The following is a 25117-nucleotide window of genomic DNA, read 5'->3' on the forward strand; positions in this document are numbered from 1 at the left end:
TCGCCACCAACCTGACCGATCGGAAGAGCACAGCCCCGCCGAAGGCGGAGTGAGGCGGCGCGGAGAGTCGCCGGTGCCCTGGTTGCCCGGGACGTGGGCAACCAGGGCGGGGTGCGGCCGGTGGTCGGTCAGGATTCCTTGACAGACGTACCGGTGACCGAGTCTCCGGACTTCGTGACCTTGTACTTCACTTTGGCGCCGCTGTGGAAGTGGAAGGTCAGCGTCGCCTGTTCACCGTCACGCAGTGACTTGAGCATGTCCGTGGTCAGGATGATCGTGCCGTTCGCGTAGTCCGGCGAGAAGGCGCCGTTGAACTCCTGGTACGGAGTCCAGCCGGCCGGGCCGGCGTTGGTGCCGCCGGCATACGTGGCCTCCATGGTCGCCAGCAGGTCACCTTGATACTTCGTGGGAATGGTGAACTTCTCGGCCGTGCCCGTGGCGTTCGACAGCACCGGAGTGTCGTAGGTGACGACGTCGATCTGCCAGGGCAGCCCCTTGGAGAACCGGGCCTGGAGCGTCGCGTTGACCCCGTAGCGGCCATCGCCGGTCAGCCGGGTCAGGGCCGGTGCCGTGAGGGTGAGCCGGTCCCCGAAAACGGTGTAGTCCCGGCCCTCGGCCAGCTTGGTGTCGCCGTGCCACAATCCGCGGAACTCGGTGCCGTTCCGGTTCAGTGTGAGGGACTGGGCCGTGATCGGGCTCGACTTCGTCACGAAGACCTTGTCGAAGGAGGCGGTTCCCGAGCGGGTGGTCCAGCTCGACCTGATCCACGCGAACAGGGCGGGATCCCGCCACTTCAGGGTCTCCCGGTTCAGGTAGGCGTAGGTTCCCGGGTCCCACAGGGCGGTGGTGACACCGGCGACGCGTGCCGCGTGTCCGATGTTCTCGTAGTACTTCAGCGCCTCGCCCCGCTCGATGCGGGAGGGGTGGTTGGCGTCGGGATATCCGAGCAGGCCGTACTCGCCGACGTAGACGGGGATGCCCCTGGCGACGAAGGTGTTGTGCATGCGGGCGAAGGCGTCGGTCAGGTCGTTGCGGGCGGTGTCGTCGTACCGGGTGCCGCCGGCGACGTTCACGCTGAACGGGTACCAGCCGTAGTAGTGCACGGTGGCGACCAGGTTGCTGTCGCGCAGCCCTCTGATCGTGGTGTACAGGTCGTCCATGAGGTCCTGGGAGGGGGTGCCGCCCTGGGTGGTCAGGACGAGGAGGCGGCTCTTGTTCGCGCCGCCCGAAGCGCGGACGGTCTTCTGGAACGAGGTGTTCAGCTCGTTCATGAACACGGTCTTCTGCGCGGCCGTGGCGTTGTCGAAGCTCGGCTCGTTGACGCTTTCGAGGAGCAGGGTGCGCGGCTCGTCCCGGAACGTTGCGGAGATCTGGGTCCACAGGGCGTTGTAGCGGGCGATCACCTTGTCGTGGTCGGTGGAGATCTTCGAGATCCACTGCCATGAGTCGTGGTGGACGTTGAGCACGACGTAGAGCTTCTCGGCCTGCGCCCAGTCGACCACCTCCTTGACGCGCTTCAGGTATGCGGCGTCGACGGTGTAGGGCACGGTGGCGGACTGGTGTGCGCTCCAGGTCACCGGGATGCGGACGCTGCGGAAGCCCTGCGCCCGGAGGGCTTCGAACAGCCCTCTGGTGGCCTTGGGGTTGCCCCAGGACGTCTCATCCGGAATCGCGTCCAGGGTGTTGCCCAGGTTCCAGCTGGGCTGCATCGCGGCTACGGCGTCCATGGCGCGGGCCGGAACTCTGACCGCGGAGCGTGTCTGCTGTGCCGTGCCGCCGGGCGCGGCGAGCGCGGTGCTGCCGGACAGTCCCAGGACGACGAGCAGCGCCATCAGCAGGCCGGCCAGGCGCCCGGGGCCGCGGCTGCGGTGGTGCGAGGAGCTCCGTATGTCCTTCACGTGTCATGCCTTTCGGTAGGTCGTGCCTAAAGGGCGGTCGGGTCCTTCGGTTGGCGGTACGGGTTGGGTCCGGCCAGGTCAGGAAGGGACCGGTTCAGTGGCAGGAGAAGGCGGGTTCAGCCATCCAGGGGCTCGTAGTCGAACCAGTCGAAGTGGACGGTGCCCGCCGCGGCGTACATGCCGATGACCCGGCCCGTGAAGCCGCCGGCGACCTCGGTCGACAGGTAGCGGCCGTCGAGGGTCGCGAGCTCGGTGAACGTGCCGTCGGGCTGCTCGACGCCGAGGGAGATCATGTCGGGGCCGCTGCGAGGCCCGTGCGGAGGCGGCGGATCCGTGATCGTGAGGGCGAGGACCACCGGCGCGGCGGGCACGGACTGCGTGGCCGCGACCGTACGCAGGGAGCCGACGCGCGCGACCACCCGCACCTCGGTGCCGGACACCTCGATCTCATAGTGGTGCTGCTCGTCGATCCGGACGGCGAGCCCGCCGCTTCCCTCCGCGGCATCGACCAGAGTGCGCGCCCGGCACGACAGATGCTGCTGGCGCCGGCCGGTGAACACCACGTCGGGCTCGTCCAGGGAACCGCCCCGCGCGCGGAGCGTCAGCCAGCCGGGGCGTTCCTTGGTGGTGCAGTGCTCGGCGGGCCGGTCACGCAGGGAGATCCAGGACGGTCGCAGTGCGGCGTGCTCGAAGTCGTCCCGGTGCTCCTCGACGGGGCAGGGGGAGAGCGGCCATGGGAGCTCGGGCAGGTCCAGGGCGACCTCGCCGACGACCGGCCAGTCGTCCACCCAGGTCACGGGGGCCAGGAAAGTCTCCCGGCCGAGCACATGCCAGCCGGGCGTGCCACCGCGCGGCCGCACCCCGAGGAAGACCATCCACCAGGAGCCGTCGGGGGCCTGGACCAGGTCGGCGTGCCCGGTGTTCTGGACGGGGTGGTCGGTGCCGCGATGGGTGAGGATCGGGTTGGCCGGGCACGGCTCGAACGGGCCGGCGGGCCTACGGCCGCGGGCGATCGACACACCGTGGCCGCGCTCGGTGCCGCCCTCGGCGATGAGCAGGTACCAGTAGTCGCCGATCCGGTACAGGTGCGGTGCCTCGGGGGCCTTGGCGCCGGGCCCACCGGACCAGACCTTGTGCGGTGTTCCGTACGTCTGCCCGGTGGACGGGTCGAGACGGACCTGCGACACCCCGGCGACTGTGCACCAGCAGGTGCCGTCCTCGTCCCAGGCCAGGTCGGGATCGATGCCGGGCACGCCCGGCGCCCAGATGGGGTCCGACCAGGGTCCGGCGGGATCGGTGGCCGTGACGATGAGGTTGCCGCCGCCCTTGCTGACGTTGGTGACGATCAGCCAGAAGCGTCCGTCGTGGTGGCGCAGGGTGGGGGCGTAGATTCCGGCGGAGGACCACGAGTCCGACAGCCGCAGCTGCTCCGGCCGGTCCAGGACGTTGCCGATCTGCGTCCAGTGCACCAGGTCGCGGCTGTGGAAGAGGGGCACGCCGGGGAAGTACTCGAAGCTGGAGCAGGCCAGGTAGTAGTCGTCGCCGACGCGGCAGATGCTCGGGTCGGGGTGGAGGCCGGGGATCACCGGGTTGGCGAAGCTTTCGTCCGGCTGGAGCAGAGGGGGCACCCGATGGGTCCTCTCGTCGAGTCGTGATGCGGGGGTTGTGCGGTTCAGGGAGCGCCGGGGTCCGTGGGGGTGATGCGGAGCAGGACGGCGGAGGGCGCGGTGGGCAGGGTCAGGCTCAGCTCGGCCGTGTCGGGCATCCAGGCGGGAACGGCCCTACTGGCCGAGGGATAGAGCAGGTCGACGCGGGCGGCGGTGTCCCGCAGATGGGGCAGGTGAAGCATTGCCGTGGCGTCGGTTCCGGGGCGGCGCCATGCGGTGAGGTAGGTGGTGGCTGGAGTGCGCAGGGCCAGGGCGATCCAGGGTGCGTCCCAGGCAGGAAGGCCGAGTGGCCAGGAGGGCACGGCTTGCGGCAGGTCGGCGCGGATGGCTTTGTACGCCGCCACCGCCTCGTGGACCAGGGAGCGGGCCTCCGGCCCGAGTTCGGGAACGCGGCCGGAGAGATGGATCCGGCCGAGGAGCGCGCCCGCCATGGTGAAGGCGACCTCGTCGAGGGAGTCCTCCGGCTGGGGGTACGCCCAGACGGCACCCTGTTCGGGGGTGACGGCGGTGGGCGCGGAAGCCGCGATGGGTGCGTAGAGGTGGAGGTTCTGCTGATCGCTCGTGGACTGCAGCTGCATCCGGGACAGCAGGGCGTGGTCCCAGCGCATGCCGCCGGAGGAGCAGTTCTCCAGGACCAGGCGCGGGTACCGGTCGAGGACGCCGTCGAGCCAGTCGAGTTGGGCACGGTTGTGGCCGAGCAGGCCGGTGCCCGGAGTCTCGTCGGGGTGGGCGCTGGTGCCGGAGCCGGGGTCGATGTTGTGGTCGAGTTTGAGGTAGCCGACGCCCCACTCGCCGACCAGGCGGTCCACGACCTGGTCCAGGTGGGCACGGGCGGCCGGGTGGCGCAGGTCCAGGTGGTGCCGGCCGGACTCCGTGACGCGGACGCCGTCGCGGAGGAAGAACGCCTCGTCGGGCAGGGACTCGGCCATGGGGCTGCGTACGCCGATCACCTCCGGCTCCAGCCACAGGCCGGGCACCATGCCGCGCTCCCGGATGCGGTCCAGCACCTCGTGGATCCCGCGCTCCCCGGGGAACCGGGAGACGGCGGGCTCCCAGGCGCCGACGCTGTCCCACCACCCGCCGTTGTCGCCGTCGTACCAGCCGGCGTCGATCACGAAGTATTCCGCGCCTGCGTCGGCGGCCGCGTCGATGTGAGGCAGCAGCTTCTCGGCCGTGGGGTCGCCCATCAGGCAGTTCATGTAGTCGTTGAAGATGACGGGCAGGCGCTGGTGGTCGGCGTGCGGGCGGCGTTGGGCGCGGCGGTAGCGGGTCAGCGCGGCGAAGGCCTCGTCGGGGCCGCCGTCGGCGCTGTAGGACAGGGCGGCGGGTACGGTGCGGAAAGCGGCGCCGGGTTCAAGGGAGTGCCGCCAGCCGTGGTGGGTGTCGGTGGGTCCGAACAGTGCTGTGTAGGCCGCTCGGTCGTGCTCGCCGCACTCCCAGCGCCAGCCGCCGCCGTTGTGCTCGATCTGCCACACCCAGGTGCGGCCGGTGCGCCGGTCCGTCAGGCCGCCCATGGGGAGGTGTCCGCAGCTGGACCAGGTGCCCTGCCCGTTCAGGACGAAGCCGGCTCTGCCGTTCGCGTGGCTCACGCGTCCGCTGTGGGCCGGTGTGGTCAGACGCATCGGCTGGCGCCGCCAGCGGCATTCGGCGAGCCAGTCGTTCTCCGCCCACAGCAGGTCCGCGGCGTCGACGGCGGCCGGGACCTGCGGGGTGAGGCAGCCCACCACGAGCGAGCTGACCGACTCCACGTGCAGCGTGGTCTGCCCCTCGTTGCGCAGGGTCACCTCGCTGCGGAGCACGGGGATGCCGTTCGGTGACCGGTAGGTCACCTCCGCGACCAGCCCGGTTTCCGGATCGTGGAGGTGGACGGTCAGTGTGTGCCAGTCGCCGTCGCGGGTCGCGCGGTGGGTCCGGTGGCGCAGACGCCGGCCGAGAGCAGTGTCCACGAGGCGGTTGCCCGACCAGCCGCGGCCGTGTCCCGCGGCCGTCACCTCCACCAGGGACAGGGACGCACAGGGGATGCTCTGCGCCTCGCCGGGCAGCCCGAGGTGCGTCAGGCGCGGGCTGCCGTCGTCATCGAGGACGATCTCGAGCTGAACGGCCTCGTGCCCCCAATGGAAGGTCTCTCGTTCCTTGGTCATGGCGGCCCTTTCGAGGTCAGTGCCCGCGCAGGACGGCGCAGCCACCGGGCGGGACTTCGTGCGTGACTGCACCGGTGAGCAGGCCATGGGCGGGCTTCGGCAGGCACGGCAGCGGTGCCGTGGTCGATCAGGAAGTGCTGGTGGCGGCCGTCGGGTGCGTGCCGGGTGACGGTTTCGACAACGGCCGGCAGACCCGGCAGCTCGTCGATGTGGGCGTCGAGCCAGGCGAAGTCGTAGCGTTCCTCCTGCGGTTCGAGCAGGGTCCAGGAGAATGCCGCCACGGCGGCCAGGTTGACCCTGACCCGGCGCTTGCGCTCGTCGTCCTCCTTCCGGACCGGCTCGTCCCACTGCTTGGGGTGGCAGTCACCGCCGAAGGCGAGGCCGCCCAGGCGGGCGGTGATGCTGCGTGCCGTCATTCCGGTTCCTTGGCTACCGAAAGGTGAGTTGTGCTGTGACGGCCCCTCAAGGTTGGTGTCAACAGTGTTGGTTCGTCCCGGGCGCTCGCCTCGCAGGCGAGTGTCGAAGCGCTTCACTTAGGCAGAAAAGTTAACGGACAGCTTTCGCGTGAAACAAGGGCTTCTCCCGTAGGAAACTTTCCATGCTGGGGCATTGACAGCTCGAGAGTGAAACTGGCAGTGTCGAAGCGCTTCGACTCCTAGACCTCATGGTCATGGACCGCCGCTTGGCCCGCTGCCCGATCCGGCCACACCGCGGGTCTGGGCGCGATCAAGCTGCCACCGGTGCAGGCGGGTTCGTCGATCACGCCGGGCAAGATGACCCCGGTGATCCCGGAGGCCGCGCCGGCCCGCTGCGCCCGAGCACCGGCGAGCGGAGGTGAAGAGAAGGCCGACGACTGTGATGACCCGGTGGTGCCGATGGGAAGCATCGCCTTCATGCAGCCTGAGGGGCCAGGCGCCGTGATTCCCGGTTCGCGCTCATGCTTCGGTACGGATGGCCGCCGGCCGGTGGCAGAGGTCGCCAGGTCGGGTGCCACCGCATTTCACCGGGCATCCACGAGAAGTTCAATGCCCGTCCCCGCCCGTCCCCCGAGGCCGGCCGATACGCACGCCATGATCGATTCGAATAACCTCCGTTCCGAGTACGGCTTGGACGTGGGTGATGGACGGTCGCACAAACCGGGGGACGTCCGGAGCGTCGGACGGTTCGACGAGGAGAGGCTGATGAGCGTTCTCGACGGGATCCTCGCGGGAGTTCGCGAAGACTTGGAACAACGTAAGCGTGCGACGCCGTTGGCGGAGTTGCGCTCGCGGGCAGCTGACGTGGCACCCGCGCTTGATCCCCTGCCTGCTTTCCGCGCGCCTGGGGTGTCCATCATCGCCGAGGTGAAGCGAAAGAGCCCCAGCAAGGGCGCGCTGGCGGACATCCCCGACCCTGCGTCCCTCGCGGCCCAGTACGCGGCCGGGGGCGCCGCCGCGATCAGCGTGCTCACCGAGAGCAGGCGTTTCGGCGGCTCCCTCGCTGATCTGGACGCCGTACGTGCCCGGGTAGACGTGCCCGTCCTGCGCAAGGATTTCATCGTCGACCCCTATCAGCTGTGGGAAGCTCGCGCGCATGGCGCCGATCTCGCGCTTCTCATGGTCGTGTCGCTGGACGACGGCCGGCTCACCGACTTGATGAGGCTGTGCGAAGAGTTGGGCCTCACGCCGCTCGTGGAGGCTCACACGGCCGACGAAGTACGGCGCGCCGTCGCCGCGGGAGCTGAGCTCCTCGGAATCAACGCGCGGGACCTGACCACGCTGGACGTGGATCGCACAGTGTTCGCCGACCTCGTGACCGGCATCCCCGAAGGCACGGTCAGGGTCGCGGAATCAGGAGTGACGGGCCCGAAGGATGTCGCGGAGTACCGCGGTTGGGGAGCCGACGTGGTGCTGGTCGGCGAGGCACTGGTGCGGTCGGGGGACCCGCGAAGCGCCGTGGGCGAGTTCATCGAGGCTGCCGGGGCGTGATGGCGCATGGCTCGGCCAATGGCATGCCTGGCAATGTCGAGCCGAGCCATGCTCCGTGGCAGGGCCCCTCACTGACGCTCAGGTGCAGCACGGCTGCCCGGCCACGTCAGCGCAGCAGACGTACTGCGCACAGCCGGATGGTGGTCGCGGGGCCGACCGCTTCGAACTCCGAACCTCGACGGGACCGGCTGGGCGGATCGCGTTGCGCGGGAACGCCTGGGAGATGTTGCGGCACCGTCCGGGTCCGTCAGGCAATAGGACCACCATCCGTCGGCGGCTCGCCTCCTGCTCCAGCTGCTCGGCAAGCAGGACGACGTCCACTGGGCGCCCGACCTGGGCTACTTCGACAACATCCACGTCTGGCCCACGCTCCACTGCCACGTCCCGTGCATGCATTCGGTCGACTCCGGCGATACAGCGCTGCCCGTCACTCCGGGGGACAGATCTGCGTAGTTCACGGACGTCCGCCTGGGTTCCTTGGGTGCGGAGGCGGCCCCGGATTCGGAAGACGGCCGGAGGCGAAGGGTTCGTCCTCGGCTTCGCCGGGACCTCCGCCGATGACTGGTACCCGTGGTCGGTCGGCGCCGCGTGGACGACGGCATCCACCACGACATCACCGACGCCGAGCCGGCCCCGTCGATGCCGGCCGCTGGTACGACCTGCGGGTCGAGGTGGACGGGCGGCACATCCGCTGCTACCGCGACGGCGAGTTGCTCCACGACATCGAGGACGTGCGGCCCGAGCCGGAAGTCCTCGCGGTGTCAGCGGTCCGCGGCAGCGCGCACGGCGACGTGATCACCGAGATCGCGCATGCCACGGCCGAGACCGTCACCGCACGGCTGCGCCTGGCCGGCACGGATGGCGACACGCAGTTCACGCGGACCATGCTCGCGGCCCGGCCGCACGCCACGAGCCCCTTCGCGCCCGCCCGTGCCTCTCCGGTCGAGGACCGCGTGACCGGCCCGGTCCGCGACCTCCCGCCCTGCTCCTTCACCGTGCTGCGCACCCGCACGGAAAGCGTCGTGCGCGCTCGCTCCGAACGCGATCAGCGATGACCCGACAGCCCCGCCCGATCCCCCCCGCACCAGGCGCGTGTGCCGGTGGGGTGGAACAGCTGGGACTGCCATGGCGAACCCGATCGTGCGGCTCCACCAGCGTGCCGATCGCGTAGCGGCCGGTGCCGGGTCCTCCGGAACGGCCCCCACTGACGCGCAGGCCGTCGTCGCCCTGCCGGGAGCCTGGCGACGGCCCGCCGGGCTCGGACCTCATCGCGGCTCGGGCTCGGGAAGGGTCTGCGCGCACCAGATCGTCTTGCCCTCGGTGGTGTGCCGGGTGCCCCACCCCTGGGTGAGCTGGGCGACGAGCAGCAGGCCCCGACCGCCCTCGTCGAAGGCGCGCGCCCGGCGCAGGTGCGGGGCGGTGTTGCTGGCGTCGGAGACCTCGCAGATCAGGGAGGTGTCGCGGATGAGCCGTAGCCTGATCGGGGGCTCGCCGTATCTGATGGCGTTGGTGACCAGCTCGCTGACGACCAGTTCGGTGACGAACGACATCTCCTCCAGGCCCCAGGCATCCACCTGGTCGACGGCGAATCTTCTGGCGTGCGGCACCTGCGCGGTGTCGGCTTCGACGTCCCAGTCGGCGACGTGCTGGGGATTCAGCGCCAGAGTGCGAGCAAGCAGGAGAGCGGCGTCGTCGGTGCGGCGTTCGGGGAGCATGGCGTCCATCACCGTGTCGCAGAGGTCCTCCAGCGAGGTGGCCGAGTGGTTCAGGACACGCAGCAGTTCGGTGATGCCCTGGTCGACGTCGCGCTCGCGGCATTGCACCAGCCCGTTGGTGTAGAGGGCGAGCAGGCTGCCCTCGGGCAGCTCGACTTCGGTCGCCTGCGAAAGGCAGCCCACCGACGCCGAGCGGCGGTCCCGGCTGTGCGGAGCTCGGGAGCCTGGTGCCGTCCGGGGAGATGATCAGCGGTAGCGGATGACCTGCGCTCGCCACCGCGAAGCGGCGGGAAACCGGGTCGTAGACGGTGTACAGGCAGGTGGCCCCGAACTCGCCGGTCGGCTGGAAGCCACCGGCGGGCTGCAGGTCGCTGGAAAGGTGGATGACCAGGTCGTCCAGGTGGGTCAGCAACTCGTCCGGCGGCAGGTCCACGTCGGCCAGGGTGCGGACCGCCGTGCGCAGCCGGCCCATGCTGGCCGAGGCGTGGAGGCCGTGACCGACGACATCCTCGACGACCAGGGCGACCCGGGCACCGGAGAGCGGGATGACGTCGAACCAGTCACCGCCCACTTCCGCGCCGGTCCCGGCGGGCAGGTAGCGGGATGCCACCTCGAGCGCCTCCTGGCTCGGCAGCCCCTGCGGCAGCAGGCTGCGTTGCAGGGTCAGCGCGGTCGTGCGCTCGCGCGCATACCGGCGGGCGTTGTCGATGGCGATGGCTGCCTTGGCAGTCAGCTCTTCGGCGAGGATCAGGTCGTCGGCGGTGAAGGCCTCGGGCCGGTCGCTGCGGGAGAACTCGACGACGCCGAGCAGCGTACCGCGGGCGCGGAGCGGCACGGTGATCCGGCCGGTCAGCCCGTGCGCGGCGATGGATTCGTCGATCAACGGGTTGCCCGGAGGCCAGTGAGCCGGGTCGGCGGCGAGGCCGGGCCCGAAGGCCCATTCGCCGCCCTGGCCGGGTTCGGCCGCGAGCTGGACCGTGGACCTGCCGGTGGCCATGCAGCGGGCGGCGACGGAACCGGGAGCGTGGCTGACCGGCGTCGTGGGCCCGGGAGCCCGGTCGGTGTCCTCCTTCGCGCTGTGCTGGGCGGCACGGCTGAGCACGACGGTCTCGCCGGGGGTGAACTCGGACACGGAGGGCGGCTCCTCTCCGCGCAGCACCTCGTCGAAGAGATCCACGGTGACGAGGTCGGTGAACGCCGGCACCGGGGTCGTGGCCAGTTCCTGGGCGGTGCCGATCACGTCGAGTGTCCGGCCGATGCCGCCGCTGGCCTCGTTGAGCATGAGCAGGCGCTGCCGGGCCCAGTACTCGGCGCTCATGTCGAATCCCCAGTTGGCGACCCGCGCGGACCCTGCCCTCGGCGTCCCGGACGGGCCATATGCTGGTGGCCCAGGCGTTGGCGTAGTTACTGCCGAGGGGGCGGAAGACGGTGATGAGACGCGCGGGCTTGCCCGTCCTCGCCACTTCGGAGAGTTGGTCGGTGTAGGGCTTGTCGTCCCTTTCGGGAAACAGCGAGCGGTCAAATTCGGGAAGCACCTCTCGGTACTTCTTACCCAGCACTTGCTCCTCGGAGTGCGCGATCACCCGGCCCGAGGAGGCGTTGATCCACAGGAACCGCAGCTCAGGGTCGTAGACGCCCAGAGCGAAGGGGCACTGTTCGAAGGCCAGGTCGGCGATCAGCGGGCGCAGTTCCCAGCGTTGGACGGTCACCGCATGGCCCAGCGCCCGGCCGTCGGCGTCGAACAGCGGGTGGGCCGACACGAGAGCGTCCAGCGTGGAACCGTCCCGGTGGCGCAGGGGGATGAGCCCCGGATGGTCGGGGCCGCTGCCGTCGCTGTCGGGGAAGCCGGGTGGTGGGGGAGAGGCCAGCAGGTCGGTCACGGGGCGCCTGACGGCGTCCTCCGCCGTCCAGCCCAGCAGCCGGTGCCCGCTCTCGCTCCAGCCACTCACCACGCCGTCCGGGCCCAGCACAAGCGCGGCAATGGGGGTATGTTGCTTGCCGGCCATGTCCACGCGCGACACCTCCGTCCGGACAGCCGGGCCCGTCAGGGCCGGTTCCCAGCCACAGCTTCCAGCCTAGATCCACTTCCGCTCCACGGCGCCCCGGCCGGTGCGTTCCGGAACGCCGGGTGTCGGAGTGGGCGGGGCCGGCGCCTCCGCGCCCTGCTCGACGACAACGGCGTCTCGCCCCTGAGTGCAGCATGCACGGACACGGTGGCGCGGCTGGGCGGTGGGGCCGTCACCAGCCTGTCGGCAGACCGGAGAGGAACGAGGTGAGCCGGTCGGCGATGATCCGGTCGTCGTGGACCGAGTAGTGGTAGTTGCAGCCGAGGAAGTCCAGGCCCGAGCTGTCGAGGGGCCAGTAGCGGACCCCGCTGTCGCCGGCGTCGTTGCGTGCCTTGACCACCTGCTGGACGTGCTCGGCGTACTGGCCGGTGCCGACGACCACGATGGTGGTACCGGCCCCGTAGCGTGTCCGCAGCTTCTGGAGGAAGTCGGTGTAGGCGCTGCGGTAGGCGGCCGCGAGGCTGTCGGGCGTCCACGACTCACCGGGTTTGAGGGGGGAGAAGTCGTTGGTGCCGAGGTTGACCACCACGACCTGGGGACGCCAGGTGCCCGGGTTCTGCCAGACGTCGCCGGAGACGCTCTGCAGGGCACGGTCATAGAAGGTCCGGTAGGTGACGTCCGGGGAGCCTCCGCCGTAGTTGCGCACCATGCCGAGGCCCGAGAAGCCGTTGATCTGGTAGTCGGCGTTCAGTTGCCGCGCGGTGAGGGCGCCGTAGCTCACGTCGGCGTTGGTGGTCCGCTTGAGCTGGTCCGAGGTGCAGTCTCTGGAGTTCGAGAGGTTTCCGTAGCCCACCGTGAGGGAGTCACCGATGAACTCGATCTGGCGGTTGCGGGCCGCCGGTTTGGTCAGTACGGCACCGCCGGGCGCGGCCACGAAGCCTCCGAACGTACTGATGTCCCCCGGGGTGTCGTTGCGCTTGACGAGCCGGACGGTGTGCTCACCGTTCTGCAGGCCGTTGATCCAGTGCGTGGTGTCGCCGGGTGTGACGAGTGTGGTGACGGTGGTTCCGTCGACCTGGACGTCGTAGTCGGCGGCCGAGTCGTTGAGTACGATCCCGACGCCGGTGCCGCTGACGCGGCCCTCGAAGTACACCCCGGGCCAGCTGTACTGCACGGTGTTTCCGGCGTCCTTGACCCGCCCCGCGGTGTGCACCTGGGCCAGTACTCCCGTCGCGCGGACCAGTTGCCACTGCTGGTTGGCCCCGCCCCAGTCGGTGAACTGGACGACCTTGGCACCGTCCGCGGTGCCGGCGTTGTCCACCTCGAGGGCCTTGCCGCTGTTGCGGTTGAGCAGTCGCACGTAACCGTCCGACGAGTCGGCCAGCCGGAACTGCTGGTTGCTCCCGTTCGTGTCGCTCCACTGCACGACGCCGGCATGGTCGGCCGTGGAGTAGCCGGAAACGTCCAGCACCTTGCCGGAGTGCTGTGCCTTCAGCCGGTAGTAACCGCCGCCCGAGTCCACGAACTGGAACCGCTGGTTGGCCCCGTCGTTGCGGGTCCACTGCTGGACGGCCGCCCCGTCGGCGCTGCTCGCACCGGACACATCGAGCGCCTTGCCGCTGCCCCGGTTGACCAGCACGTACCACGCGTTCGTATCCACGGTGGCCGCCTGCGCCGTCCCGGCCGTGCCCAACCCCGTCAGCAGCGCCGCCAGCAGGGCGGCCACCGCGGCGAGCACCCCCGCACGCCTCCCACGCCCCCACCACGGAACCCGCTTGACTGTCATATACATGTCATCCATCTGCATTCGTTTCTCTTTCACCGAGTGAGGCTGCCAGTCCCCGGGACACGTGCCCCGAGGCAGGGCCCAGCAGCGTCGAACTGCGCCCGCCCTGTCGGCAGCGGGCTTCGCCGACTACAGCGCCGTGAAGGTCCACAGCAGGTTGGTGCTGCTGCCGTAGGTCCATTGCTTGGTGACGGAGCCCGAGTCGACGTTGCCGCCGCCGTCGAGGACCAGGCCGGTGGTGCGGTTGGCGATCGAGTAGCGGTCGCCGCCCCGGTGGGTGATCGTCCACTGCTGGTTGGTGCCACCGTTCCAGGGGGCCTGCCTCGCGGCGGAGCCGTCGGCGGTGGCGCCCCAGCCGTCGGCGACCATGCCATTGGTGCGGTTGACCAGCTTGTAGTAGCCGCCGCCGACCGCCTCCACCTGCCACTGCAGGTTCGAACTGTCGTCCCAGGTCCACTGCTTGAGGTTGGCGCCGGAGGCCACGCCGCCGCCGCTGTCCAGGGCGAGACCGTTGGTGACGTTGGTGATCCGGAAGTACGTCGCCGGGTTGAACTGGACCTTCAGCGAGGTGATCTGGTCGTTGTTGCCGGTGACCCGGAGGTCGGGGTCGTCGGCGGTGAAGGTCCAGGAGGTGCCGGTGAAGTTGTCTTCCGAGTAGCCGATCACCTGGTAGCCGGCGGCCGGCCGGAGGGAGGAGATGGTGCGCGCGCCCAGTCCGGCAGCGGTCAGGTCGTCCGCGGTGTAGTCGCCGACGGTGAGCACGGCGGCCTTGCCGGTGTAGTCGACGTCCGCGAAGACGACGGCGCCGACGAGCGGCTTCAGGACGGGGATCGCACCGGAGAAGGCGAGCTTCAGCACGTAGGCGTTGGCGTTGTACGGCGCCGAGGACGGCAGGGTGACCGTGAGGCCGGAGGAGCTCTGGGTCGGCGTCGGCAGGTCGATGTAGGTGCCGGCGGTGTCGCCGAGGAGCTGCACGGAGGTCAGCGAGGAGAGGTTGATCCGGTCCGAGCCGAGGGTCTTGATCGTCAGCGAACTGGCGGGCCAGCCCAGGACGGTGGCGTACAGGACGTTGTCGGCCTTGTTGCGGGTGAAGCGGATGTCCTGCGCGGTGCCGGCATGCGGGGTGGTGAACGCGCCGCCGCCCATCTTCGTCGGGCCCTCGCCGTACGCCGTCCAGGCGCGGGTCGCGTATATCGACTCGCCGAAGCGCTTCAGATGGTCGCCGATGCCGAGCAGGATGTCCCTCTGGGCCTGGGGGATGGTGCCGTCGGCCATCGGCGCGATGTTCAGCAGCACGTTGCCGTTCTTGCTGACCCGGTCGATGAACGAGTGCAGCATCTGCTGGATGCTGTAGTAGCCGATGCCCTGCGTGTAGCACCAGCTGCTGCTGGAGATGCTGTCGTCGGTCAGCCAGTACGGAGTGGTGAGGTCGGCAGGGCCGCCGCGTTCGTAGTCGAAGACCTCGCCCTTGTTGTCCATGCCGTCCTTGTAGGTGGCGACCACCTCACGGCCCCAGCTGATGGCCTGGTTGTAGTAGTACGCCAGGAAGTTCAGGCGCTGGGTCTCGTCGACGGCGTCCAGCTTCCAGTCCTGCCACAGGATGTCGGGCTGAGCGCGGTCGATGACCTCCTTGAGCTTGTCGAACCAGCGTTGGTTCTCCGCGGCCGAACCCGTCTGCGCGTAGAGCTTTTTGAGGCTGGGATCCGTCTGCGCGGGGACGAATTCGTAGTAGCCGTTGAAGTGGTACGCGTGGTGCATGGCCACCAGCAGCTTCAGTCCCTTGGCGCGGATGGCCGTGGAGAACAGGTGCAGCAGGTCGAGTCCCGGGCCCTTGTTCACCGAGTTCCACTCGTTGACCTGGCTGTCCCACATCGAGAAGCCGTCATGGTGCTCGGCGACCGGGCCGGCGAACCGGGCGCCGGCGTCGACGAACAACTGCACCCACTCGTCGGGGTCGAACTTCCCGCCGGCCGACTTCAGCTTCGGCTCGAACTTCACGAAGTTGCCCGCGAGGTCCTGTGCCCCGTTGATGAAGTTGTGGTACGGCCATGCCGACGGCTGGCCGTACGTCGCGATGTGATGCTGGTTCGCGTTGCTTCCGGCCTGGTACATGTTGCGCGGGTACCACTCGTTGTCGAAGGCGGGGACGCTGAAGACGCCCCAGTGGAAGTAGATCCCGAACTTCGCGTCCTGGAACCACCCCGGGGCTGGCGGGTGCTGGTCGACCGAGTTCCAGTCGGGTGTGTATGTGCTGGGCGCCGCCTGGGCGACGTCGGCGCCGAACACACCTCCGGCGACGGTCGCTGCGGCCACGCAGGTGGCACCGGCCAGGAAGTGGCGTCTGTTGATCGAACTCGACATGGAGACATCCCTGGTGCGAAGGGGAAAGGGGGACACAGGCCAACACGAGTCGGCGTGGCTGCTGTGCATGAGGCGCCGCTTGTTACGCATGAAGGTCCGTCATGTATCCCTGGGATGTCAACCGGTGTGCAGGGATGAAAGCGGCCGCAAGGTCAGGCGAGTTGCACCATTTAATTCGCTCTGTCATATATCGAGAGCGTGCAAACATGGAATGTCTTGCGGCGTGTTGTGACCAACTCAGGCCATCAGGCGATGGCTATTGATGGGATGGATATCCCCTTCGGTCACCACCCTTCGACTTGTGAACACGTATGACCTGGGCAATCAGTGCTACTTGTACGGAGGTCTGGACAGGCCCTCGATCGTGGCTCTATAAACATCCCATCTCTAGCGCGCGGCGATGCGCAGATGTCGTCGAGGCGCAACATTTCCCGCTACGGGACCGGCGCGAGGAAGCACCGATGAGAGTCAGACACGCCCTCTGTTCCGCCGTCACCGCCCTGTCCGCACTGGCGCTGCTCAGCGCGTGCGGCAGCGGCGCCACCAGTGCGGGGTCGTCGAGTGGCACACCGCTGGTCGGCGTCGACTACCCGCGCTCCGACACCGACTTCTGGAACTCGTACATCAAGTACACGCCCCAGTCGGCCAAGGAGCTGGGCCTGGAGCTGAAGACCACCAACTCGCAGAACGACGTCGCCAAACTCACCGCCAACGCACAGACGTTCATCAGTCAGGGCGTGAAGGGCGTCGCGATGGCTCCGCAGGACACCGCCGCCATCGCGCCCACCCTGGCGCAGATGGAGGCGAAGCACATCCCGGTCGTCACCGTCGACACCCGCCCCGACACCGGCAAGGTCTACATGGTCGTACGCGCCGACAACCGTGCCTACGGCGAGAAGGCCTGCCGGTTCCTCGGCACCAAGCTCGGCGGCGAGGGCAAGGTCGCCATGCTGCAGGGCGACCTGTCCTCCATCAACGGCCGTGACCGCACTGAGGCGTTCAACGCGTGCATGAAGAAGAACTACCCCGGGATCAAGGTCTTCGGGGAGGCCACCAACTGGGACGGGGCAGTCGCGGCGCAGAAGCTCCAGACCGATCTGACCGCCAACCCGGACATCAAGGGCATCTACATGCAGTCCAGCTTCGCCCTCTCCGGCAGCCTCCAAGTGCTCAAGCAGAAGGGCCTGTTGGTCGGCCCCAAGGACAAGAAGCACGTCTTCGTCGTCTCCAACGACGGCATCCCCGAGGAACTCAAGGACATCGCCGCCGGCGAGATCGACGCCACCGTCTCCCAGCCGGCCGACCTCTATGCCAAGTACGCCCTGTACTACCTCAAGGCCGCGATCGACGGAAAGACGTTCAAGCCCGGCAAGACCGACCACGACAGCACGATCATCCAGGTCCGCGACGGCCTGCTTGAGGACCAGCTCTCCGCCCCGCTGGTCACGGCCGACGGCGGCACCTACGGCGGGGTCCCGAGCCTGAAGGGCGACGACAAGTCCCTGTGGGGCAACAACCTCGGCTGATCCCCTTCCGGTCCGCGACGGCCCACGAACACAAGGCGGTTGAGATGAGCGACGGGGAGCGAGCAGTCACCCCCGCGCCCGCCCCGGCGGACGACGGACGGGTCCTGGTGGACCCGCCCGTCGTCGAGGCGACGGGCATAGTCAAACGATTCGGTCCGACGGTGGCTCTGAACGGCGCCCGGATCACCGTCCGGCCCGGCGAGACCCACGCGCTCGTCGGCCGCAACGGAGCCGGCAAGTCGACCCTGGTATCGGTCCTCACCGGCCTGCAGACCCCCGACGAGGGAACGGTGACCTTCGGCGGCGAGCCCGCTCCTCGGCCCAGCGACCGAGACGGCTGGCGGAAACATGTGGCCTGCGTCTACCAGAAGTCGACGATCATTCCCGCGCTGACCGTCGCCGAGAACCTCTTTCTGAACCGGCACGACCACGGACGCAGCCGGCTCATCAGCTGGCAGGCCACCCGTCGCCGCGCACAGGATGTGCTGTCGACCTGGTCGGTGGACGTCGACCCGCACGCCCCGGCCGGAGAACTGAGCGTAGAACAGAGGCAGTTCGTCGAGATCGCCCGCGCGTTGTCCTTCGGGGCGCGGTTCATCATCCTCGACGAGCCGACCGCCCAACTCGACGGCTCTGCCGTCAACCGTCTGTTCGGCCGCATCCGGGACCTGCAGCGCCAAGGCGTGACCTTCCTGTTCATCAGCCACCATCTCCAGGAGATCTACGGGATCTGCGACATGGTGACGGTGTTCCGCGACGCCCGGCACGTCATCACGGCGCCGGTCGCGGAACTGCCCCGCGCCGAGCTTGTCGCCGCCATGACCGGCGAGGCGGCGGCCCACCGGCAGGGCCAACGGGCGAGCACCCTCACCCCCGGCGCCACGGCCGCACTGAGCGTCCGCGCTCTGCGGGGCGACGCCTACGACGACGTCGGTTTCGAGGTGGCCGCCGGGGAGATCGTGGGCCTCGCGGGCGCCGCCGGCAGCGGGCGCACCGAGGTCGCCGAGACCGTCGTAGGTCTGCGGGCGCCGACGGCAGGCGAGGTGGAGATCGCCGGAAACCGGCCACGGCCGGGAAGTGTGCCCGCGGCGCTCGCCGCCGGCGCCGGGTTCGTCCCCGAGGACCGGCACCATCAGGGCTTCGTCCCCGATATGTCGATCGCCGACAACGCCACACTGTCCGTACCGAAGCGCCTCGGGCCGGGCGGGTTCCTGAGCCGCGGCCGCCGGGACCGGCTCGCCGAGGGCCTGATCGAGAACCTCGCGATCAAGACTCCCGGGCCCGAACTGCCCGTCTCCGCCCTGTCCGGAGGCAACCAGCAGAAGGTCGTCATGGCCCGCGCCCTGGCCGACGATCCGCGTCTGCTGGTCCTGATCAACCCGACCGCGGGCGTGGACGTGCGCTCCAAGGAGTTCCTCCTCGGCAAGGTCGAGGAGACCGCGCAGGCCGGCACGGGGGTGCTCATCGTCTCCGACGAGCTCGACGACCTGCGCATGTGCGACCGGGTCCTGGTGATGTTCCAGGGCCGTGTGACCTCACAGATCGCCCGCGGCTGGCACGACCACGACCTCGTGGCCGCGATGGAAGGAGTGGACCTGCATGCCTGAGGTGATGCCTGAAACCGTCCTCGCGGACACGGCCGCCGCCGAGCCGCGGGCCAAGCGGACGGCCTTGCTCGGCGGCCGGATACCCCTGGCGCGACTGCGCGATCTGGCACTCGTACCGGCGATCGTGGTCATCGCGATCGTCGGCCAGATCGTCAACCCCGTCTTCCTGCAGGCGGACAACCTCATCAACGTCCTGCAGACCATGTCCGAGATGGCCCTGCTGGTCCTCGCCCAGGCGGTGATCCTGATCGTCAAGAAGATGGATCTCTCCCTGGAGTCCACCATGGGCCTCGCGCCCGGAGTGGCGGCCTGGCTCGTGGTGCCGACCGGCGCGGGACACGGCCTCGGGCTCCTGCCCGGCGCCTGGGCGGTCCCGGTCACGCTCGCCGTGGGCGCGCTGGTCGGCGTGGTCAACGCCCTGCTGATCATCCGCTTCGGCCTCAACGGCTTCATCGTCACCCTCGGCATGCTGATCGTCCTGCGCGGTGTCCTCACCGGCATCTCCGGCGGTCAGACCTTCTTCCAACTCCCGCCTTCGATGCTGTACTTGGGCACGGCGGAATGGTTCGGGATGCCCGCGTCCATCTGGATCTGCCTGCTGCTGTTCGCCGTCGCCATCGTCGTCCTCGGCTGGACCAGCTTCGGCCGCTCGCTGTACGCCATCGGCGGCAACGTCGACGCCGCGAAGGCGGCCGGCATCCACACCGACCGGGTGCTGTGGATCGTCATCGTCACCGGCAGCGTGCTCGCGGCCCTCGCCGGGCTGATGCTCTCCGGACGCCTGGCCTCCGTAGCCTCGGCGCAGGGCAACGGCTACATCTTCACCGTCTTCGCCGCCGCCGTCATCGGCGGGATCAGCCTCAATGGCGGCAAGGGCACCATGTTCGGGGCGTTCAGCGGCATCCTGCTGCTGTTCATGATCCAGAACGTGCTCACGCTGGCCGGGGTCCCCGCCCAGTGGATCGGCGCCCTCAACGGCCTGATCATCCTGGTCGCGCTGACCATCTCCCGCATCACGGGCGGCAAGGTCCAGGAGTGATCCGGGCGGTCGTCCAGGCCGCCCCGACACCCTCCGCCGCCCCACACCTCGTCGCAAGGGGCCGTACCGCCCCTGCCCTCACAGGAGTTGCCGCCATGTCATCCGCCCTGCCCGCTTCCCCGGCCTTTGCCCGCATCACCGCCCTGGACGTGCTGGACGTGCGTTTCCCGACGTCCGAGCACCTGGACGGGTCGGACGCGATGAACCCGGAACCCGACTACTCCGCCGCCTACGTCGTCCTGCGCACCGACGCCGGCGACGGACTCGAAGGCCACGCCCTGGCCTTCACCACCGGCCGCGGCAACGACATACAGGCCGCCGCCATCGCGGCTCTCGCCCCGCACGTGGTGGGCCTCTCGGTCGAGGAGGTCTGCTCCGACCTCGGTGCGTTCTCCCGCACCCTGGTCCACGACCCCCAACTGCGCTGGCTGGGCCCGGAGAAGGGCGCCATCCACATGGCCACCGGAGCGGTCGTCAACGCCGCCTGGGACCTGGCTGCCAAGCGTGCGGGCAAGCCCGTGTGGCGCTTCCTCGGCGAGATGTCCCCGCAGGAGCTGGTCGCGCAGGTCGACTTCCGCTGGCTCAGTGACGCCCTCACCCCCGAGGAGGCCCTGGAGATCCTGCGCCGCGCCGAAGCCGGCCGTGAACAGCGCATCGGCCACCTGATCGACCAGGGCTACCCCGCCTACACCACCACACCCGGCTGGCTCGGCTACTCCGACGAGAAGCTGGCCCGCCTCGCCCGCGAGGCCGTCGCCGACGGATTCACCCAGATCAAGCTGAAGGTCGGCGCGTCCCTGAAGGACGACGTACGGCGCATGCGCACCGCCCGCGAGACGGTCGGCGACGGCATCCGCATCGCGGTGGACGCCAACCAGAGATGGGACGTCCAGGCCGCGATCGACTGGATGCGCGCCCTGGCCCCCTACCAGCCGTACTGGATCGAGGAGCCCACCTCGCCCGACGACATCCTCGGCCACGCCGCCGTGCGCAAGGCCGTCAGCCCCATCAAGGTCGCCACCGGCGAGCACGTCGCCAACCGGGTCGTCTTCAAGCAGCTCCTCCAGGCGGGCGCGGTGGACATCGTGCAGATCGACTCCGCGCGGGTCGGCGGCGTCAACGAGAACATCGCGATCCTGCTGCTCGCCGCCAAGTTCGGGGTGCCGGTGTGCCCGCACGCCGGCGGCGTCGGCCTGTGCGAGATGGTCCAGCACCTGTCGATGTTCGACTACGTCGCCGTCTCCGGCACGACCGAGGACCGCGTCATCGAGTACGTCGACCACCTGCACGAGCACTTCGTCGAGCCGGTGCGCATCGTCGACGGCCACTACCTGACGCCGACGCTGCCGGGCCTGAGTGCGCAGATGCACCCCGAGTCCCTCAAGGAGTTCGCGTACCCCGACGGTCCGGTCTGGTCCTCCCGTGTCTGACGGGCCGAACCTCTGGAAGGAGAGGAAACTCCCGTGCTCCTGACCGAACTACTGCATCCCGGCATCCTCGAATCGCTGGCCGGAGCCGGTCACGGCGCCCGCGTCCTGCTCGCCGACGGCCACTACCCGGCCAGCACCGCCACCGGCGCGCGCGCCAGAACCGTCCACCTCAACCTGGCCCCCGGCCTCCTGGACGTCACCACCGTGCTCGACGTCCTGCTGCGCGCCCTGCCCGTCGAGTCGGCCCACGTGATGGTCCCGCCCGAGGGCGAACCGGAGCCACCGGCCATCGCCGAGTACCGCTCGATGCTGGCGCCCCTCCCGGTCGACACGCTCGGGCGCTTCGAGTTCTACGACGCCGCCCGCTCGCCCGACCTGGCGCTGGCGATCGTCACCGCCGACACCCGTACCTACGCCAACCTGCTGCTGACCATCGGCGTCCGCGCTGAAGGGACCCTGACGACACGATGACACTCGCCGTCCGTTACACGGCCGCCCGCACCCTGGACACAGCCGTCGCACCCAGTACGCCGCCCGGACCCGGCGAGGTGGAGCTGGCCCCCGCCTACGTCGGTATCTGCGGCACCGATCTGCACATCTTCCACGGCGACATGGACGCCCGGGTCGCGGCGCCCGTCGTCCTGGGACACGAGATGTCCGGCCGGATCGTACGCGTCGGGCCGGGCGTCGAGGACTGGCAGCCAGGCGACGCGGTGACCGTGATGCCGCTGCGCTGGGACGACACCTGCCCGGCCTGCCGCTCCGGGCACCAGCACATCTGTCAGCACCTGGACTTCATCGGCATCGACTCCCCGGGCGCGATGCAGCAGCGCTGGACCGTGCCCACCTCGACACTCGTCCGGCTGCCCGACTCCCTGCCCCTGGACCTCGCCGCGCTCGTCGAGCCCACTGCCGTCGCTGTGCACGACGTGGGCCGCGCTCAGGTCGCTGAGGGTGAGAACGCCGTCGTGGTCGGCGGCGGCCCGGTCGGAGTCCTGATCGCGCTGGTCGCGCGAGCCGCGGGCGCTGACGTCCGGGTCGTGGAGCTGAACGCCCACCGCCGTCTGCTGGCTCAGGAGTTGGGGCTGACAGTGTGGAGTCCGGGTGACGACGACGTGCCGGCGCTGGTGCGGCAGTGGACCGGGGACGCGGGCGCGGACGTCGCCTTCGAGGTGTCCGGCGCGGCGGGCGGCGTGGACACGGCGGTCGACGTGCTGGGTGTGCGCGGCCGTCTCTGCCTCGTCGCCATCCACCCCCGGCCGCGCGAGGTCAACCTGCACCGCTTCTTCTGGCGGGAACTGACCTTGGTGGGTGCCCGGTTGTACGACCGCGGTGACTTCGAGAAGGCGGTGACCCTGGTGGCGGACGGGACGATCCCGGCCGAGCGGCTGATCAGCAAGGTAGTGCCGCTCACCCAGGCGCCCGCCGCCTTCGAGGCCTTGGAGGGCGGCGGTGACGTCATGAAGATCCTCGTCGACTGCACGGACGAAACCGACGACGCCCAGGGAGGCGCCGTATGACCGCCTTCGACCTCACCGGCAAGCTCGCCGTCGTCACCGGAGCCCGGCGCGGTATCGGCCGGGCCATGGCCCGCGCGCTCGCCGAGGCGGGCGCGGACGTCATCGGCGTCAGCGCCTCGCTGGAGGAATCCGGCAGCGCGGTGGAGAAGGACGTCGTCGCCGCGGGCCGTACGTTCGAGGCGATCCGCACCGACTTCGCCGATCCCGAGGCCGTACGTGCCCTGGGCGCGGACCTCGCCGGGCGCGAGCGGCCAGTGGACATCCTGGTCAACAACGCGGGCACGATCCGCCGCTCTCCGTCCATCGAACACCCGGACAACGACTGGGAGTTGGTGCTCCAGGTCAACCTCAACGCGCAGTTCGCGCTGAGCCGTGCGGTGGGCGCGTCGATGGTGGCCCGCGGCCAGGGGAAGATCATCTTCACGGCGTCCCTGCTCAGCTTCCAGGGCGGCATCACCGTTCCCGGCTACACCGCCGCCAAACACGGCATCGCGGGTCTGACCAAAGCGCTGGCCAACGAGTGGGCTCCGCACGGCGTCAACGTCAACGCCATCGCGCCCGGCTACATCGCCACCGACAACACCCAGGCCCTGCGGGACGACCCGGTGCGCAGCAAGGCGATCCTGGACCGCATCCCGGCCGGCCGCTGGGGGGATGCCGACGACCTGGCGGGCGCCACGGTGTTTCTCGCCTCGGACGCCGCCGCCTACGTCCACGGCGTCGTCCTGCCCGTGGACGGGGGATGGCTCGGCCGATGACCGCCACCGACCTGGCCTCCGTGCTGGCCGGAGCCCGTGTGATGCCGGTACTGACGGTGCAGCGTGTCTCGACCGCCGGCCCGCTGGCCGACGCGCTTGCGGCGGGTGGTGCCCGGTGCGCCGAGGTCACGTTCCGCACACCGGACGCCGAGCGGGTGCTCAAGGAGATGGCCGCCCACGGTGGTCTGGCCGTCGGCGCCGGCACGGTCCTCACGCCCGAGCAGGTGGAACGGGCCGTGGCAGCCAGGGCCCGCTTCGTGGTCTCGCCCGGCTTCGACGCGGAGGTCGTCGCCACGTGCCGCGAGCTGGGCGTGCCTGTGGTGCCCGGCATCGCCACCGCCACCGAGCTGATGCGCGCTCTGAAGGCGGGCCTCGACACCGTCAAGCTCTTCCCCGCCGAACCGCTCGGCGGCCTGCGGATGCTGCGGGCGCTCGCGGCTCCCTTCCCCCAGGCGCGCTTCGTACCGACCGGCGGGATCGAGGCCTCCCGCCTGGCCGCCTATCTCGCCCACCCGGCGGTCCTCGCCGTCGGCGGCAGCTGGATGGCGACCACCGACCACCTTCGGCGGGGCGACTACAAGGAGATCCGTCGGCTGACCGCGGAGGCCGTGCAGGCCGTGGAGGCCGTGGAGGCAGTGGAGAGGAGCATGACGTGATCGACGTGGTGGCTCTCGGCGAGGTGATGCTGCGTTTCGACCCGGGGGAGGGGCGGATCCGAACCGCCCGCTCCTTCCAGGTCTGGGAGGGCGGCGGCGAGTACAACGTCGCCCGCGGACTGCGCCGCTGCTTCGGGCTGCGCACGGCCGTTGTCACCGCCCTCGCCGACAACGCGGTCGGCCGACTCGTCGAGGACCTGATCCTCCAGGGCGGTGTCGACACCTCACTGATCCGCTGGGTGCCCGACGACGGCATCGGCCGCACCGCCCGCAACGGCCTCAACTTCGTCGAACGCGGCTACGGCATCCGCGGCGCGCTCGGCGTCAGCGACCGCGCGCACACCGCCGTCTCCCAGCTGTGCAAAGGGGACGTCGACTGGGACGCCGTTTTCTCTGCCGGGGTGCGCTGGTTCCACACCGGCGGTGTCTTCGCCGGCCTGTCCGACACCACGGCGGACGTCGCGGACGAGGCCATGGCCGCGGCCCGCCGCCACGGTGTCACCGTCTCCTACGACCCCAACTACCGCCCCAGCCTCTGGGCCGGCCGCGGTGGCGCGGACCGGGCCCGCGAGGTCGACCTGCGGCTCGCCCGGCACGCCGACGTCGTGGTGGGTGCCCTGGGCCTGGCCGGGACCTACCCGGGGCAGGCGTGCATCGGGGCCGAGGAGGTGACGGGCGCGCTCGCCGAGGTGGCCGTTCTGTTGCCCGAGGTGAAAGTACTGGCCACGACCCTGCGCGACGTGCCCTCGGCCGGGGTCAACGACTGGTCCTCGGCCGCCTGGTCCCTCGACACCGGCTTCGTGACCGGCCCCCGGATGACCGGCCTGCACGTCCTGGACCGCATCGGCTCCGGTGACGCCTTCGCCGCCGGTCTCATCCACGGACTGCTCGCAGGCACCGGCCTGGAGCGCGCCTTGGCCTACGGCACCGCCCACGGCGCGGTCACCATGACCACGCCCGGAGACGTCTCCATGGCCTCGCTCGCCGAGGTCGAGGCGCTCATCACGGGAGGGTCGGCCCACGTCAGACGCTGACCGGCA

17 protein-coding genes and 1 pseudogene are annotated in these 25117 nt (G+C 69.9%); 11 read left to right on the forward strand and 7 right to left on the reverse strand.

Annotated elements, in window-relative coordinates; translation table 11 throughout:
• Nucleotides 1-128: 128 nt before the first annotated feature.
• The 4 genes from AB0L75_RS36460 to AB0L75_RS36475 form a co-directional block, all read right to left on the reverse strand.
• Nucleotides 129-1898, reverse strand: coding sequence for a cellulase family glycosylhydrolase (locus AB0L75_RS36460; RefSeq protein WP_365190066.1), 1770 nt, complete (start codon nt 1896-1898; stop codon nt 129-131).
• Nucleotides 1899-2014: 116 nt separating this feature from the next.
• Nucleotides 2015-3526 (reverse strand): glycoside hydrolase family 43 protein, encoded by a 1512-nt coding sequence (locus AB0L75_RS36465; RefSeq protein WP_365190068.1) that lies wholly within the window; start codon nt 3524-3526, stop codon nt 2015-2017.
• 44 nt (nt 3527-3570) lie between these two features.
• Nucleotides 3571-5706 (reverse strand): alpha-galactosidase, encoded by a 2136-nt coding sequence (locus tag AB0L75_RS36470; protein WP_365190070.1) that lies wholly within the window; start codon nt 5704-5706, stop codon nt 3571-3573.
• Nucleotides 5703-6122 carry a beta-galactosidase gene (locus AB0L75_RS36475; protein WP_365190072.1) on the reverse strand — a complete coding sequence of 140 codons (420 nt, stop codon included), beginning with the start codon at nt 6120-6122 and terminating at the stop codon, nt 5703-5705. The genes AB0L75_RS36470 and AB0L75_RS36475 overlap by 4 nt, the downstream gene beginning before the upstream one ends.
• A gap of 765 nt (nt 6123-6887) precedes the next feature.
• Here AB0L75_RS36475 and trpC point away from each other — a divergent pair.
• Both trpC and AB0L75_RS36485 read left to right on the forward strand, forming a co-directional pair.
• Nucleotides 6888-7673, forward strand: a complete 786-nt coding sequence (gene trpC / locus AB0L75_RS36480) for an indole-3-glycerol phosphate synthase TrpC (protein WP_365190075.1) — start codon at nt 6888-6890, stop codon at nt 7671-7673.
• Nucleotides 7674-8230: 557 nt separating this feature from the next.
• Nucleotides 8231-8728, forward strand: coding sequence for a hypothetical protein (locus AB0L75_RS36485; RefSeq protein ID WP_365190078.1), 498 nt, complete (start codon nt 8231-8233; stop codon nt 8726-8728).
• Between the two features lie 210 nt (nt 8729-8938).
• On the opposite strand, the pseudogene AB0L75_RS36490 reads toward AB0L75_RS36485, so the two are convergent.
• The 3 genes and pseudogenes from AB0L75_RS36490 to AB0L75_RS36500 all read right to left on the reverse strand — a co-directional run bounded on the left by AB0L75_RS36490 (nt 8939) and on the right by AB0L75_RS36500 (nt 15541).
• Nucleotides 8939-11394 (reverse strand): annotated as a pseudogene (locus AB0L75_RS36490) (SpoIIE family protein phosphatase).
• Between the two features lie 232 nt (nt 11395-11626).
• The gene (locus AB0L75_RS36495) at nt 11627-13180 is read right to left on the reverse strand and encodes an RICIN domain-containing protein (protein WP_365190081.1); all 1554 of its coding nucleotides are present in this window, start codon (nt 13178-13180) and stop codon (nt 11627-11629) included.
• Between the two features lie 129 nt (nt 13181-13309).
• Nucleotides 13310-15541, reverse strand: a complete 2232-nt coding sequence (locus AB0L75_RS36500) for an alpha-L-fucosidase (protein WP_365190084.1) — start codon at nt 15539-15541, stop codon at nt 13310-13312.
• Nucleotides 15542-16002: 461 nt separating this feature from the next.
• Between AB0L75_RS36500 and AB0L75_RS36505 the strand changes: the two genes are divergently transcribed.
• From AB0L75_RS36505 to AB0L75_RS36545, 9 genes are all read left to right on the forward strand, one after another.
• Entirely contained in the window at nt 16003-17067 is a 1065-nt protein-coding gene (locus tag AB0L75_RS36505) for a sugar ABC transporter substrate-binding protein (protein WP_365190086.1), read from the forward strand.
• Nucleotides 17068-17111: 44 nt separating this feature from the next.
• Nucleotides 17112-18674 carry a sugar ABC transporter ATP-binding protein gene (locus AB0L75_RS36510; protein ID WP_365190089.1) on the forward strand — a complete coding sequence of 521 codons (1563 nt, stop codon included), beginning with the start codon at nt 17112-17114 and terminating at the stop codon, nt 18672-18674.
• 4 nt (nt 18675-18678) lie between these two features.
• Nucleotides 18679-19713 (forward strand): ABC transporter permease, encoded by a 1035-nt coding sequence (locus AB0L75_RS36515; protein WP_365190143.1) that lies wholly within the window; start codon nt 18679-18681, stop codon nt 19711-19713.
• Nucleotides 19714-19808: 95 nt separating this feature from the next.
• Nucleotides 19809-21143: an L-fuconate dehydratase gene (locus AB0L75_RS36520; protein WP_365190091.1), complete on the forward strand. Its 1335-nt coding sequence runs from the start codon at nt 19809-19811 to the stop codon at nt 21141-21143.
• A 33-nt stretch (nt 21144-21176) separates the two neighbouring features.
• Entirely contained in the window at nt 21177-21614 is a 438-nt protein-coding gene (locus AB0L75_RS36525) for an RbsD/FucU domain-containing protein (protein WP_189956716.1), read from the forward strand.
• The gene (locus AB0L75_RS36530) at nt 21611-22663 is read left to right on the forward strand and encodes an alcohol dehydrogenase catalytic domain-containing protein (protein ID WP_365190094.1); all 1053 of its coding nucleotides are present in this window, start codon (nt 21611-21613) and stop codon (nt 22661-22663) included. Before AB0L75_RS36525 ends, AB0L75_RS36530 begins: the two co-directional genes overlap by 4 nt.
• A complete protein-coding gene (locus AB0L75_RS36535) occupies nt 22660-23421 on the forward strand; it encodes an SDR family oxidoreductase (protein ID WP_365190096.1) in 762 nt (253 codons plus the stop codon). The genes AB0L75_RS36530 and AB0L75_RS36535 overlap by 4 nt, the downstream gene beginning before the upstream one ends.
• The gene (eda, locus tag AB0L75_RS36540; protein WP_365190098.1) at nt 23418-24077 is read left to right on the forward strand and encodes a bifunctional 4-hydroxy-2-oxoglutarate aldolase/2-dehydro-3-deoxy-phosphogluconate aldolase; all 660 of its coding nucleotides are present in this window, start codon (nt 23418-23420) and stop codon (nt 24075-24077) included. The genes AB0L75_RS36535 and eda overlap by 4 nt, the downstream gene beginning before the upstream one ends.
• Nucleotides 24074-25111, forward strand: a complete 1038-nt coding sequence (locus AB0L75_RS36545; RefSeq protein WP_365190100.1) for a sugar kinase — start codon at nt 24074-24076, stop codon at nt 25109-25111. The genes eda and AB0L75_RS36545 overlap by 4 nt, the downstream gene beginning before the upstream one ends.
• The last annotated feature ends 6 nt before the right edge of the window (nt 25112-25117 follow it).

This window comes from Streptomyces sp. NPDC052101 (genome assembly GCF_040680235.1).
Classification (GTDB): domain Bacteria; phylum Actinomycetota; class Actinomycetes; order Streptomycetales; family Streptomycetaceae; genus Streptomyces.